Here is a 12,183-nt window from a genome sequence, read left to right on the forward strand (position 1 = left end):
CATTATATGGCAAAATCCTTTGGATGGATCACAAGCATCATCTTAACGCTGATGGTGCCTGTCACAATGACGGTTTATGCGTTGATTGTTGCCACGATCTTTGCCATTGTATTTGGAAAACTTTTATTCGGTGGGTTTGGACATAACATCTTTAATCCGGCCGGCGTTGGACGTGCCGTTATTTTTGCGGCCTTTACCGGGGCAACAGCTTCAGGAATTACGACCGGTGCAACACCAACAGCCACTCTGGCTAATTCTTTCAACTGGCTTCCGGCTTCCTCTGAGGCCTTGGATTCGTTTCTGTCACAGTTTGGCGGATTCGCTAATTTAGCTTTAGGATTCTATGATGGAGCCATTGGAGAAACTTTTACACTTGTTATCCTATTGATCGGTATCGCTTTTGCGTTTACCAAGATCATTGACTGGCGTGTTCCTGTTGTCTATCTGGGTTCGATTTTCGTCTTCACTGCGGTTATTGCCCTGTTGAGTGGAATTGATTCCTATCACGGGATCCCGGGATTCTTATGGTATCCTGTATTGCATCTTGTAACTGGAGGTGTTGTTTTTGGTGCGGTCTTCATGTTGACAGATCCTGTAACCAGTCCGACAAGTGCAGCCGGAAGAGTGATCTTTAGTTTAGGGGCGGCTGTCATCACCGTGCTTTTACGATTAAAAGCCAATCTGCCTGAAGGTTGTCTTTATTCAATTTTATTGATGAATATGTTTACCCCGATGATTGAAAGTGCCTTGGATGGAAAACAGCTGGAAATCAAAAAGAAGGCATATATCATGGCAGCCTGTCTGGCTGTATTGGGATTTGCGGTTTCTTTTTATGCAAGTGCCTCTGTAGAACCGGTCGTATCGGCCGATTCTTCAGCGCCTACAGCTTGTGTTGAAAGAATAGAAACGGAGGAAGTACTATGAAAAAAGTCATTCATTTAACTCTGTTTCTTGCGATTGTTTCTGTGCTTGCCGGAGGTGCTTTAGCTTTCTTCAATGAGATCACAGAACCGGTCATTGCCAAAAACAATGAAGAACAGGAACGTCAGTCCTTATTGGAAATGTATCCGGAAGCCGATCCTGATCAATTTGTTTCTGTAGATACCTCAGAGTTAGAATCCACAACGATCAATAAGATCTACCAGTATGATGACGTATATATTTTCAATATGAGTGTTGCGGGATATAAGGATGGAACAACATTCCTTGTATCGATCAATGCCGATGATTTGACAATCGATAAATTCGTTGCGATCTCCAACGGAGATACAAGCGGATTGGGAACACAAGTTTTGGAAGATCCATTTAAAGAATCTTTGGAAGGCAATCCAGCCGATGGACAGCTGGATACGATTTCTGGAGCCACCGTCAGTTCCCAGCCGGTTGTGGATGGAATCCATGAAGCGGCTTCTGTGGTAGAACAATTGGATTAGGAGGGATTGGATATGAACCGTATACAAAATTTTAAAAATGGTCTGATCAAAGACAATCCTGTATTCTCTTTATTCTTAGGAATCTGTTCGACGCTGGCCATTACGACCAGTGTGAACAATGCCATTGGTATGGGGGTTTCTGTTATCATTGTACTGACTGTTTCGAATGTGCTCATTTCCATGATTCGAAAGATCACACCGGATGAGATCCGTATTCCTGTATATATTGTGATTATCGCTACACTGGTTACGATCATTCAGATGCTGATTCAGGCTTTTGCGCCGGCATTAAATGAGAGCCTGGGAGTTTTCATTCCTTTGATCGTCGTAAACTGTATCATTCTTGGGCGTGCTGAGAGTTTTGCCAGCAAGAACAATATTTTTGACAGTGCTCTGGACGGAATTGGAATGGGACTGGGTTATACGCTGGCCGTTCTTGCGATGTCATTGATTCGTGAAATCTTATCCACTGGAGGGATCTTGATCACGAATCCTTTCAATACAGCACAGGTTCTTTTAGATTTAACATTGTTTCCTGAAGACTTCACGATCTCTTTGTTTGGATCCCCAGTTGGAGCCTTTATCACATTTGCCTGCCTGGCTTCTTTAGTAGGAGCTTACAAGGTGCATTTGGAAGCAAAAGAAAACGCAAAGGAGAAATAGTCTATGAGTGAATTAGTCACATTGTTAGTCACCAGTGTATTGATCAATAACGTTATCTTGAATCAATTTTTGGGAATGTGTCCTTTTATGGGCGTTTCCAAAAAGAAATCCAGTGCGTTGGGAATGGGGGTAGCGGTCGTATTCGTTATTGTTGTTGCCGCTATCGTTACCTATGGTTTATATTATCTGGTTCTTGTCCCGTTAGGGCTTGAATTTATGGAGCTGATCACATTTATTCTGGTCATTGCTTCCCTGGTGCAGCTGACCGAAATGTTTATTAAGAAATACAGCCCAAGCCTTTATAAATCGCTGGGTGTATATTTACCTTTGATCACGACAAACTGTGTGGTTTTAAATGTTTGTCTGGTCAACATTACAAATACTTATGATTTTTCTCATATGCTGGTTTATTCAGTCGGAACGCCATTGGGATTTGCGCTGGTTCTCTATATTTTCTCAACGATTCGTGAACGTCTGGAATTGAGCAACGTACCGAAAGCTTTTAGAGGAAATGGAATTGCCTTGATTTGTGCTGCCATAATGTCCATGGCCTTTTCGGGTCTGGCCGGTATCGTATAATGCGTTATATTCTTGCAGCTTTATTTTTTGGGATTCTGGTTTTGGTGTATATTGGTCTGTATCTGATGAATAAAAAAACGCCTTTGCCAGAAGGATGCGAAGATCTTAAAGCGGATTGTGAAGGCTGTCATGATTTCTCATGTACACATCATCCTTCACACTACATGGAGAAAGGAGAATAGCTATGTTGAACACGATACTGATTGCCGTTGTCATGATGCTGATTCTGGGAGGCATCTTGGGATTAGGGTTAGGTTTTGCCGATCGTTTTTTGAAGGTGGAAGCGGATGAACGAGTGGAGAAAGTTACGGAATTGCTTCCAGGATACAACTGCGGCGGATGCGGGTATCCAGGCTGCTCTGGTATGGCAGAAGCCCTGGTATCTGGAGAAATGGATTCCATTCTTTGTAAACCTTGTAAACAGGATAAGAAACAAGAAATCATCGATTACTTGAAAAACACGCCTGGACCTGATGGAAATACAATCAACTTAAAAGGATAAAAAAAAGTCTGACTTTATGTCAGATTTTTTTGTAGGTTTGTATCCAGGTTTCTATCGGTGCTTCCTGAGGATCGATATAGATTGTTTTATAATTTTTCATTGAGACCAGCCCCATTTTGGCACCTGGTATTTTTTTGATGGAAGAAACAGGACAATAATTGACCGGCACACTGCTGGAATCTTTACTTTTAGAATACCAGGCGGCCAGATTGGCGCACATACGTATTTGTTCTTCATCGATTTGATTCGATTTTAATAAGACGTGCGATCCGTGATAGTCTTTTACATGAAACCATAGGTCTTGTTTTCTTGCCAGCTGGCTGATGATGAAATTGTTCTGAATGTTATTTTTCCCGACATATATCGTAAAATCTCCTTTTTGAAGACATAGAATATTGGGCTTTGTTTTCTTTTTGGTACGGTAATTTTGTTTTTTTGGATGCATGATCCGCAGACGAATCAGTTCTTCTCGGATTTCCATAGCGTCAATGATCGAGCAATGAGCAAGCTGTTCATCCAGTTGGGTAAAATAATCAATATCTTCTTTACACTGTTGAATTTGAAGGTTCAATATTTCGATCGATCGTTTCAGTTTATGATATTTCTGATAATATTTGTTGGCATTGGTTTTTAGATCATAACGCATATCGATTGGGATATTGACCCATTCGTCTCTTTCAAAAGAAGGAACGGTTATGACTTCTTCTTTTTCAACTTCGTCCATATAAGAAAATAATAGATCGCCATATTCTTTAAACTTATGATAATCTTTGGACAAAGCGAGTGTGTTTTCTAGTTTTGGTAGTTTTTTGATGGCTTTGTTTTTTTCTTTTTCAACCGTCCGAAATACATCGCCGCATTGTTCCTTGATACGGGCTTTTTGTTCCTGCTCCTGATAAAGCATATGAAAACCTTCCATAAAAGAAAAGACTTTTGGGGTTTCTTTTAAATGTTTCAATTCTATGCAATGGAAATCCTTTGAATAAATATAAAGATTGTCTGATTCCAATAATTCTTTTAAGATGTTTGAATACGTTTCTCCAGATCGGATTCGAAACTGGAATTCTTTCGATAATAAAGGTGAAAATCCATAGATTTGTTTGACCAGGGAAGTATCTAAATCAATAGTCTGGACATTTAGAGGGTCCTGTTTGTTTCCCGGGTCTGGAAAGGTATAGTCCGCCCCTGGGTGTACAAGACGTTTTGAATTTTCATAGACGGGGATCCGTTTCAAGGCATCTACGATGATATTGTTCTCATCAACAAAGATCAGATTTGAGTATTTGCCCATTAATTCGATATAAAGTTTAAACTTTTTGATATCGCCCAGTTCGTTTCTTGCGACAATCGACATGCACAGGATACGATCGAATCCGATTTGTTCAATGGACTCGATAATCGCCAGGGACAAATTTTTTCTGAGGACCATCACAAAATTCGAAGGTGATAATGAAGAAGCAGTTGCATAGGGGCTCAAATAAATGCGGTTGGTGTTGGAATGCACATTGATGACAAGCTTTTGCGTGGAGCTGTTTGTACGCAATGTAAAAAGTAGTTCCTCTTCGCTGATGTTCTGGATCTTGTTGATCTTGCAAGGCAAGTGTTCCTTTAATTTATTATGAATACAGTGCAGCAGTAATCCGTCTAATGCCAAGTCGATCCCTCCTTAGAGGCTCTATTATATCATAAATATAAGTTTCTTTTGACACGGAAAAAGAACTGTGTACAATAGTAAGAAAAGGAGAAAGAGAATGAAACGTGGGCTGTTAATCATATTGAGTGGTCCTAGCGGTGTAGGAAAAGGTACGATTCGTAAAATCTTTTCGGAAGATAAAAGATTGAATTTGGCTTATTCTACCTCTATGACAACTCGAAAACCTAGAGAAGGCGAAGTAGATGGAGTGGATTACTTTTTTACTTCCCGGGAAGATTTTGAACAAGCAATTGAAAAGGGCGAACTTCTGGAATATGCAGAGTTTGTCGGAAATTACTATGGAACACCTTTAAGCGAAGTCAATCGTCTTCGTGACCAGGGTAAGAATGTACTTTTGGAAATTGAAGTACAGGGAGCACAACAGGTTCAGGAAAAGTGTCCGGATGCCATCAGTATTTTCATCGTTCCACCATCAATGGAAGAGTTGGAAAGGCGAATTCGCGGCCGCCGTACGGAGCCCGAAGAAATCGTTCAGCAGCGTCTGGCCAAGGCCAGCAATGAAATGAAGATGGTATACCAGTATAAGTATATTGTCTGCAATGACGATCCTATGCTTGCCGCAGAACTCATTGAAACGATCATATTACGGCACATTGAATTGGAAGAGAACAAATAATAGCTTGCGTTTATTTGATATTTGTGCTATTTTACTAGTGGAATCAGAAATAAGGAGTGGGGAAACCCACTCCTTCATTTTGAAAAAGGAGAAAATATGGATAAGCTTAAAGAGTGGATCGAACCGATTCTTCAAAACCATTCTTGTAGAATTTATGAGATTGAATGGCTTACCAATCAAAATCCTCCGCTTCTTCGTCTGAGCATAGAAAAAGAGGATGGAACCATGGATCTCGATACGTGTGCTGCTTGCAGCGACGAAATCAGTGAACTGCTGGATGAAAAAGACTGGTTTAAATCGGAGTATATGCTGGAGGTATGTTCTCCAGGAGCTGAAAAAGTTCTTAAAACCGAAACACAACTTCAAAATGAATTGGGAAATTATGTGTATTGTAAAATGAAAGATCCTAAACAAGGTATGGATTCTGTCACTGGCGATTTGATTTCCATCGATGATCATCAGATCGTGATCCAGTACAAAGACAAAACGCGAACCAAAACAATAGAAATCGATAAAGAAAATATTACGCTGATTCGTACAGCGGTAAAATTTTAGAGGAGATAGAGATGAAACTTAAAGTAGAAACTGTTGCTGAGGCATTACAGGGAATTGAAAACGATCGTCAGCTGACACCAGAAATCGTAGAAGAAGCTTTAAAGGAAGCGTTGACCAAAGCGTATCGTAAACATATTGAAATTCCGGATGCCTATGTAAAGACCGAAGTGAAAGATGGTGTGATCCATGTGTATCATCAACGCATCGTTGTGGAAGAAGTGGAAGATGATGAATTGGAAATTTCTTTAAAAGATGCGAAGAAAGTGAATAAGGAAGCGGCTATCGGTGATATGATCGATGAAGAAGTGGATTATACGCAGTTTGACAGAGCGGCTGTCGTTTTAGCTAAAAACGTGATCAAACAAAAGATCCGTGAAGCGGAAAAACAAATCGTATACGAAGAATATTGTGATAAAGTGGATGAGATGGTGATTGGAACCGTGGAAACGGTCGAACCTAAATTTGTCATTGTCAATATCGGAAAGACTTTGGCTATGATGAAGAAAAGCCAGCAGATCCCTGGGGAAACATATTATGAAGGACAAAAACTTCTTGTTGTGATTACCGAAGTAAACAAAGAAACAAAAGGGGCCCAAGTCTTGGTTTCCCGTGCCACTCCGGTTTTTGTTCGCCGCTTATTTGAACGCGAAGTTCCGGAAATTTACCAGGGAATCATTGAAATCAAGGCCATTGCCAGAGAGCCTGGGGAACGCTGTAAGATTGCGGTCTACACACATAATGAAAATATCGATCCAATCGGTGCCTGTATCGGGCCTCGCGGATCCCGTGTTCAGATGATCATCAATGAACTTCATGGAGAAAAAATCGATATTTTCGAATGGTCAGATAATATTTCGGATTTGATCAAAAATGCGTTGAGTCCAAGTGAAGCTGTTGCGGTGATTCCAAATGAAGAAGTAAAAGATGGTCTGATTGTTGTAGTTCCAGAAAGCCAGCTTTCTCTGGCTATCGGTAAGAAAGGGAAAAATGCCCGTCTTGCGGTAAAATTGACCAATCGTAAGATCGATATCAAGTCGGATGCTGAAATGGATGAACTTGGTATTGATTATATGTCCATTTCTAAAGCTATGCAGGAAGAATACGAAGCGAAAAAAGCAAAAGAAAGAGCTTATAAACAACAGCAGCGTATTGATGAACTCAATCAGGCACAGGAAGAAATCGAGAATGTGGATGTTGCCGACTTCACATACGATGATGATCTGATGGAAGCGGATGAAGAATTGAATCTTCAGAATACAACGACATTGTTCGAAAAAGAACAGGAAAAGAAAGAATTGGATGAAATGGAAGAAGCTGCGCGTATTGCCAAGGCAAAGCGCAAAGAAAAGGCAACGGCGGCTCCAAATACGGAATATACATCAAAATTTGAAAACTTTGCGGATGCTTCTGCAAAACAGGAAGCGGTCAGCACTAAACCAAAAAAGAAGCAGGAAGAAACAAAAGAAGTTAAAACGGCGCATGATCTTAGCGAAGCTAAACAGCAGTTTGAACAGATGAAACCGATCTATTCTGAAGAAGAACTGGCTGAAATCGAGGAAGAATACGAAGATGATAACGCCTGGGATGAAGATGTAGATTACGAAGAATTTGATGAATACTATGATGACTAGGAGTGAATATGCGTAAGATACCGATGCGTAAATGTGTTGTGACGCAGGAACGGTTTCCCAAAAAGGAACTGATCCGTGTAGTAAGGACGCCGCAACAGACAATTGAAATCGATCTCACGGGAAAAAAGAATGGGCATGGTGCCTATGTATCCCGTTCATTGAAGACGATTGAACTGGCACGAAAGAATAAAGCTTTGGACAAAGCTTTAGAAATGGAAGTTCCTTCATCGATCTATGATGAACTGAATGGGCTTTGTGATGAATAAAAAATGGATCAATTTATGTCAGCTCGCCTTTCGGGCCAATTATGTCCAGTATGGAAGCAAATTGATTCCGTCCATTCAAAACCAAAGCGCTCAACTTGTGATTTTTTCCCGCTCGATTGGAAATAACACAAGAAAAAAGATCCTTGATAAATGTAAGACATATCAAGTGCCATATTTGGAAGTGGATCCTTTGGAAATGGATCAGCTGACAAGCAAGAACCTTGTGGCACTTTCTATATTGAACAAAGATTTTGCTCAAAAGATATGGAACGATAGAAAGGGAATGGTGATAGTAGATGGCTTACAACAAACAAAAAAAGAAACCGAACCGCAATCGCTCTGCACGAAACAACAATCGTCAGCAGCCCACAAGAAAGGTTGAGTATCCAAAAGAAATCACATATCATGATACATTGACAGTTGGTCAGCTGGCGGGGTTATTGAACAGAAATAGTTCGGATATTATCAAATTCCTGTTTATGATGGGAAACATGTCTACGATCAATACAGTACTCAGTGATGAAGATATCGAATTGATTTGTATGGAATTCAACTGTGAAGTCCATAAGGAAGTCATTATTGAAGAAGACAATATCGAAGGACAGTTGGACAGTATCGAAGAAGATGCCAGCAAACTGCAGCCACGCCCTCCAGTGATCACGATCATGGGACATGTCGATCATGGTAAGACGACATTGTTGGATTATATTCGTAAGACACATGTTACAGGAGAAGAGTTTGGTGGAATTACTCAGCATATCGGGGCGTATCAGGTCAAAGTCAAAGGACGTAAGGTCACTTTCCTTGATACACCTGGACATGAAGCTTTTACCTCTATGAGAGCACGGGGTGCTCAGGTTACGGATATCGTTATTATTGTTGTTGCTGCCGATGACGGTGTCATGCCGCAGACCAAGGAAGCGGTCGATCATGCCAAAGCAGCTGGTGTTCCTATCGTTGTTGCCGTCAATAAAATGGATAAACCTGGAGCCAATCCTGATCGCATCATGTCCGAGATGAGTGAGTTAGGAATCATGCCGGAAGAATGGGGCGGCGATACGATCTTTACGCGCATTTCGGCCAAGACCGGTGAAGGTGTTTCGGATTTATTGGAAACTATGTTACTGGTAGCGGATATGCAGGAACTAAAGGCCAATCCGGATACCCTGGCATCAGGTACAGTGATTGAAGCTAAACTGGACAAGGGAAGAGGTCCGGTTGCGACTTTACTGGTACAGCGGGGAACGTTACACGCTGGAGACAGTATTGTGGTGGGAAGTTCATACGGACGTGTTCGTAAGATGACCAATGACCGCGGAATGGAAATCAAAAGTGCAGAGCCAAGCTGTCCGGTGGAGATCATTGGTTTAAATGATGTTCCTAGAGCCGGGGATGTCTTTATGACATATTCTAATTATAAAAAAGCACAGGAAATCGCCAGCCAGCGTTTAGAAAAACAAATTGAAAAAGAAAGAAATCAGACCAGCGCCATGTCACTGGAAGATCTTGCCAAAAAAGTCGAAGAAGGCGATATTCAGGAAATTAATGTATTGATCAAAGCGGATGTACAGGGATCGGCTGAAGCTTTGAAGGCAAGTATGGAAAAACTGGATGTGGATACCGTTCGAGTCAATGTTATCCGATCAACGGTTGGAACCATTTCCGAATCCGATATCATGCTTGCCAGTGCCTCCAATGCCTTGATTTACGGATTTAACATTCGTCCAAGCGCTGCCATTCGAAAGAAAGCGGAAGAAGAAGGCGTAGAGATTCGTTTGCATAACATCATCTATAAAGCTTTGGAAGAATTGGAAGCTGCCATGAAAGGTATGCTGGCACCAGTCTATGAAGAAGTGGTTATCGGTCAGGCAGAAGTTCGTCAGATCTACAAGGTTTCCAAAGTGGGTACAATCGCAGGATGTATGGTTACCGATGGCTGCATTCGTCGCGACTGCAAGGTCCGCTTAATTCGTGAGGGCATTGTGATCTATGAAGGCGTTCTGGGATCGTTGAGAAGATTTGAGAATGACGTAAAAGAAGTTTCCAATGGATTTGAATGTGGTCTGACGATTGCGAACTACAACGATATCAAAGTTGACGATGTCATTGAAGCGTTTGAAGATCAGGAAGTGCAGGAATAATGGCTGTATTAAAAGCGGAGAGAATGGATCATATCCTTTTAAAGGAAATTTCTCATATCCTTCAATTTGAATTAAAAAATCCTAAACTGGGTTTTGTGACAGTGACCGATGTTCAATGTACAAAAGATCTAAGTTTGGCAAAAGTATATGTTTCTTTCTTGGGAAAACAGGATCGAAATGATGCCGGTCTTCGGGTTTTAAATCAGAGTAAAGGTTTTATTCGTTCCAATCTTGCCAAAAAAATCAAGATTCGTAAAATGCCAGATCTTGTCTTTGTACAGGATCATAGCCTTGAACAGGGAAACCGAATCGAGAAAATCTTAAAAGATATACAAAAATAGGGATTAACGCAATAACGTTAATCCCTTTATTCATTATGAGTGGACTCGCGGCGATATTCCAATGGTGTTTTGTTCATCGCCTTTTTAAAGCTTTGGGCAAAATAAGACTGAGAGGAAAAACCCACGATGCGGCCAATTTCATTTACGGATAAATTGGTCGTTCTCAACAGATACTTAGCTTCATCGATTCTTTTTTCAAGCAAATAATTGATTGGGGAAATCCCTTTTTGTTTTTTAAAGGTATGTGCCAGATAATATTTGTTGACATAAGCCAATTCAGCCAATTGATCCAGTGTGATGTTTTCTTTGTAGTGCTCGTTGATATAATTTTCAACAAAGACGCATTCTTTATTCACTTTGCGGCTGGGGGAGATCTGCAGCTGCATATTGGAACGCCGGATAATATTAATGATCAAAATTTCCAGTAAATTCTGGCAGATCACTTTATAGTGATCGTCTTTGTTTTTGGCTTCTACAAGCAAAGTCTTTAAATAAAATAAAACTTCATGTTTATAATTGCTGTAATTGGCCTGGAATATACTGTTTTTTAAATTCAGATCACCATTATAAAATTCTGTTCCTTCGAATCCTAAAACAATATATTCAAAGGTTTCATCTTTAATGCCGATTTCTGTATGGCTGATATTGGGATTGACAATGATCAAGTCATCTTCCTGCAGAGGAACGATTTTTTCCTCGGTCTGAAAAAGACCTTTTCCTCTTGTTACATAGAACAGTTCGGTGCAATGATGGATGTGCATGCTGCTGTGCCAGTCATTGCCGTTTACACTCTGCGATATATATAGTAAGGACATTTTTAGATTGTCCAGTGTTTCATCACTGATCTCATATCTTAGATTTGGCATAATTATCCCTCGTAAGATATTATAGTATATTGTTTAAACATCTTCAATGAACAATAATTATAAAAAAAGTAAGCTTTAGAAGATCTAAAACTTACTTTCGTAGAAAGATTATTCCATTTGTGATTTTGCCAGCATAGCCGCTCCAACAAGACCTGGCTCATCGATTGTTGCGTTGGCCAGCGTTGTTTCACGCATGCCGGGGAAGAGTAGATTTCTCATTCTTTCCTGAACATCATTTAAGAAACTTTCTCCGGATTTCATTACACCGCCCTGGATCAGGATCATTTCAGGATCGCATACAAAGCAGACATTGGCTAAAAGGATGGCCAGATCGTTTTTAAAATTTTCAATCACAGCTTTTGCATTTGGATCTGTTTTTGCCGCTTCAAAGACTTGACCGGCGTGTTCAAATTGTTGATTGCAGGCTTTGTTGGCTTCTCGAACGATGGCAGGTCCTGAAACCCAGGATTCAGCTGCACCTGGATTCAATCCGTTGATTGGTTCACGGGAAGGATCGATAATGGCGTTACCAATCTCGCCGCCATGTCCATGGAACCCGGAAAGTACTTTTCCATCTAAAATCATGGCTCCGGCAACACCGGTGGAAATGGTTAAATAATACAGATTATTTTTTCCTTTTCCTTCTCCCAAAAGAGCTTCTGCGATTCCTGCAACCTTGACGTCATTGGCCATGAAGGTCGGCTTGTTGAAATGATTTCGAATTCTATCGGCGATAGGATAACCAACCAGATCCGGCAGGTTGTTGGAAATGATGATCTTACCGTTTACTGTATCGGTGGGTCCGGGGATACCCAATCCGATTCCTTCTGCGTTTTCATAATCTTTTAGGGATGAAATTAGATTTTCCATCTTTTC

Annotated in this window: 16 protein-coding genes; 13 read left to right on the forward strand and 3 right to left on the reverse strand. The window is 40.7% G+C overall.

Features of this window, described 5'->3' with window-relative positions; genetic code table 11:
• The 6 genes from Q0K03_RS05410 to Q0K03_RS05435 all read left to right on the forward strand — a co-directional run.
• The coding region (locus Q0K03_RS05410; RefSeq protein WP_297238533.1) for an RnfABCDGE type electron transport complex subunit D at window positions 1-924 on the forward strand (924 nt) is incomplete at its 5' end.
• Window positions 921-1,433, forward strand: coding sequence for an FMN-binding protein (locus Q0K03_RS05415; protein ID WP_297238535.1), 513 nt, complete (start codon window positions 921-923; stop codon window positions 1,431-1,433). The genes Q0K03_RS05410 and Q0K03_RS05415, both read left to right, overlap by 4 nt.
• Before the next feature lie 12 nt (window positions 1,434-1,445).
• Complete coding sequence (locus Q0K03_RS05420; RefSeq protein WP_297238537.1) at window positions 1,446-2,096, forward strand: electron transport complex subunit E; 651 nt, start codon at window positions 1,446-1,448, stop codon at window positions 2,094-2,096.
• Between the two features lie 3 nt (window positions 2,097-2,099).
• Window positions 2,100-2,675 (forward strand): RnfABCDGE type electron transport complex subunit A, encoded by a 576-nt coding sequence (locus Q0K03_RS05425; protein WP_297238539.1) that lies wholly within the window; start codon window positions 2,100-2,102, stop codon window positions 2,673-2,675.
• Entirely contained in the window at window positions 2,675-2,857 is a 183-nt protein-coding gene (locus tag Q0K03_RS05430) for a hypothetical protein (RefSeq protein WP_297238541.1), read from the forward strand. The genes Q0K03_RS05425 and Q0K03_RS05430 overlap by 1 nt, the downstream gene beginning before the upstream one ends.
• Before the next feature lie 14 nt (window positions 2,858-2,871).
• The gene (locus Q0K03_RS05435; RefSeq protein ID WP_297238562.1) at window positions 2,872-3,177 is read left to right on the forward strand and encodes a (Fe-S)-binding protein; all 306 of its coding nucleotides are present in this window, start codon (window positions 2,872-2,874) and stop codon (window positions 3,175-3,177) included.
• A gap of 19 nt (window positions 3,178-3,196) precedes the next feature.
• On the opposite strand, the gene Q0K03_RS05440 is transcribed toward Q0K03_RS05435, so the two are convergent.
• Window positions 3,197-4,831: an NFACT RNA binding domain-containing protein gene (locus Q0K03_RS05440; protein WP_297238543.1), complete on the reverse strand. Its 1,635-nt coding sequence runs from the start codon at window positions 4,829-4,831 to the stop codon at window positions 3,197-3,199.
• A 97-nt stretch (window positions 4,832-4,928) separates the two neighbouring features.
• Here Q0K03_RS05440 and gmk point away from each other — a divergent pair, with 97 nt between their 5' ends.
• The 7 genes from gmk (at window position 4,929) to rbfA (ending at window position 10,441) form a co-directional block, all read left to right on the forward strand.
• Window positions 4,929-5,507: a guanylate kinase gene (gene gmk, locus Q0K03_RS05445; RefSeq protein ID WP_297238545.1), complete on the forward strand. Its 579-nt coding sequence runs from the start codon at window positions 4,929-4,931 to the stop codon at window positions 5,505-5,507.
• Between the two features lie 96 nt (window positions 5,508-5,603).
• Window positions 5,604-6,062 (forward strand): ribosome maturation factor RimP, encoded by a 459-nt coding sequence (rimP, locus tag Q0K03_RS05450; RefSeq protein ID WP_297238547.1) that lies wholly within the window; start codon window positions 5,604-5,606, stop codon window positions 6,060-6,062.
• 11 nt (window positions 6,063-6,073) lie between these two features.
• Window positions 6,074-7,693, forward strand: a complete 1,620-nt coding sequence (gene nusA, locus Q0K03_RS05455) for a transcription termination factor NusA (RefSeq protein WP_297238548.1) — start codon at window positions 6,074-6,076, stop codon at window positions 7,691-7,693.
• Between the two features lie 8 nt (window positions 7,694-7,701).
• Complete coding sequence (locus Q0K03_RS05460; RefSeq protein ID WP_297238550.1) at window positions 7,702-7,959, forward strand: YlxR family protein; 258 nt, start codon at window positions 7,702-7,704, stop codon at window positions 7,957-7,959.
• Window positions 7,952-8,341, forward strand: a complete 390-nt coding sequence (locus tag Q0K03_RS05465; protein ID WP_297238552.1) for a hypothetical protein — start codon at window positions 7,952-7,954, stop codon at window positions 8,339-8,341. The genes Q0K03_RS05460 and Q0K03_RS05465 overlap by 8 nt, the downstream gene beginning before the upstream one ends.
• Entirely contained in the window at window positions 8,256-10,100 is a 1,845-nt protein-coding gene (gene infB, locus Q0K03_RS05470) for a translation initiation factor IF-2 (RefSeq protein WP_297238554.1), read from the forward strand. The genes Q0K03_RS05465 and infB overlap by 86 nt, the downstream gene beginning before the upstream one ends.
• A complete protein-coding gene (rbfA, locus tag Q0K03_RS05475; protein ID WP_297238556.1) occupies window positions 10,100-10,441 on the forward strand; it encodes a 30S ribosome-binding factor RbfA in 342 nt (113 codons plus the stop codon). The genes infB and rbfA overlap by 1 nt, the downstream gene beginning before the upstream one ends.
• A gap of 26 nt (window positions 10,442-10,467) precedes the next feature.
• On the opposite strand, the gene Q0K03_RS05480 is transcribed toward rbfA, so the two are convergent.
• Window positions 10,468-11,307 (reverse strand): AraC family transcriptional regulator, encoded by an 840-nt coding sequence (locus Q0K03_RS05480; RefSeq protein ID WP_297238558.1) that lies wholly within the window; start codon window positions 11,305-11,307, stop codon window positions 10,468-10,470.
• A 108-nt stretch (window positions 11,308-11,415) separates the two neighbouring features.
• On the reverse strand, window positions 11,416-12,183 hold a 768-nt coding region (locus tag Q0K03_RS05485), incomplete at its 5' end, for an ROK family protein (protein WP_297238560.1).

It is taken from the genome of uncultured Faecalicoccus sp. (assembly GCF_944327125.1).
Lineage (GTDB): Bacteria > Bacillota_I > Bacilli_A > Erysipelotrichales > Erysipelotrichaceae > Faecalicoccus.

What these genes read in the sequence shown, in the direction of transcription:
- infB (WP_297238554.1), top strand. Translation starts at nt 8,256, where the DNA reads ATGGCTTACAACAAACAAAAAAAGAAACCGAACCGCAATCGCTCTGCA.
- Q0K03_RS05430 (WP_297238541.1), top strand. Translation starts at nt 2,675, where the DNA reads ATGCGTTATATTCTTGCAGCTTTATTTTTTGGGATTCTGGTTTTGGTG.
- rbfA (WP_297238556.1), top strand. Translation starts at nt 10,100, where the DNA reads ATGGCTGTATTAAAAGCGGAGAGAATGGATCATATCCTTTTAAAGGAA.
- Q0K03_RS05480 (WP_297238558.1), bottom strand. Translation starts at nt 11,307, where the DNA reads ATGCCAAATCTAAGATATGAGATCAGTGATGAAACACTGGACAATCTA.
- Q0K03_RS05460 (WP_297238550.1), top strand. Translation starts at nt 7,702, where the DNA reads ATGCGTAAGATACCGATGCGTAAATGTGTTGTGACGCAGGAACGGTTT.
- Q0K03_RS05420 (WP_297238537.1), top strand. Translation starts at nt 1,446, where the DNA reads ATGAACCGTATACAAAATTTTAAAAATGGTCTGATCAAAGACAATCCT.
- Q0K03_RS05415 (WP_297238535.1), top strand. Translation starts at nt 921, where the DNA reads ATGAAAAAAGTCATTCATTTAACTCTGTTTCTTGCGATTGTTTCTGTG.
- gmk (WP_297238545.1), top strand. Translation starts at nt 4,929, where the DNA reads ATGAAACGTGGGCTGTTAATCATATTGAGTGGTCCTAGCGGTGTAGGA.
- Q0K03_RS05425 (WP_297238539.1), top strand. Translation starts at nt 2,100, where the DNA reads ATGAGTGAATTAGTCACATTGTTAGTCACCAGTGTATTGATCAATAAC.
- rimP (WP_297238547.1), top strand. Translation starts at nt 5,604, where the DNA reads ATGGATAAGCTTAAAGAGTGGATCGAACCGATTCTTCAAAACCATTCT.
- Q0K03_RS05465 (WP_297238552.1), top strand. Translation starts at nt 7,952, where the DNA reads ATGAATAAAAAATGGATCAATTTATGTCAGCTCGCCTTTCGGGCCAAT.
- nusA (WP_297238548.1), top strand. Translation starts at nt 6,074, where the DNA reads ATGAAACTTAAAGTAGAAACTGTTGCTGAGGCATTACAGGGAATTGAA.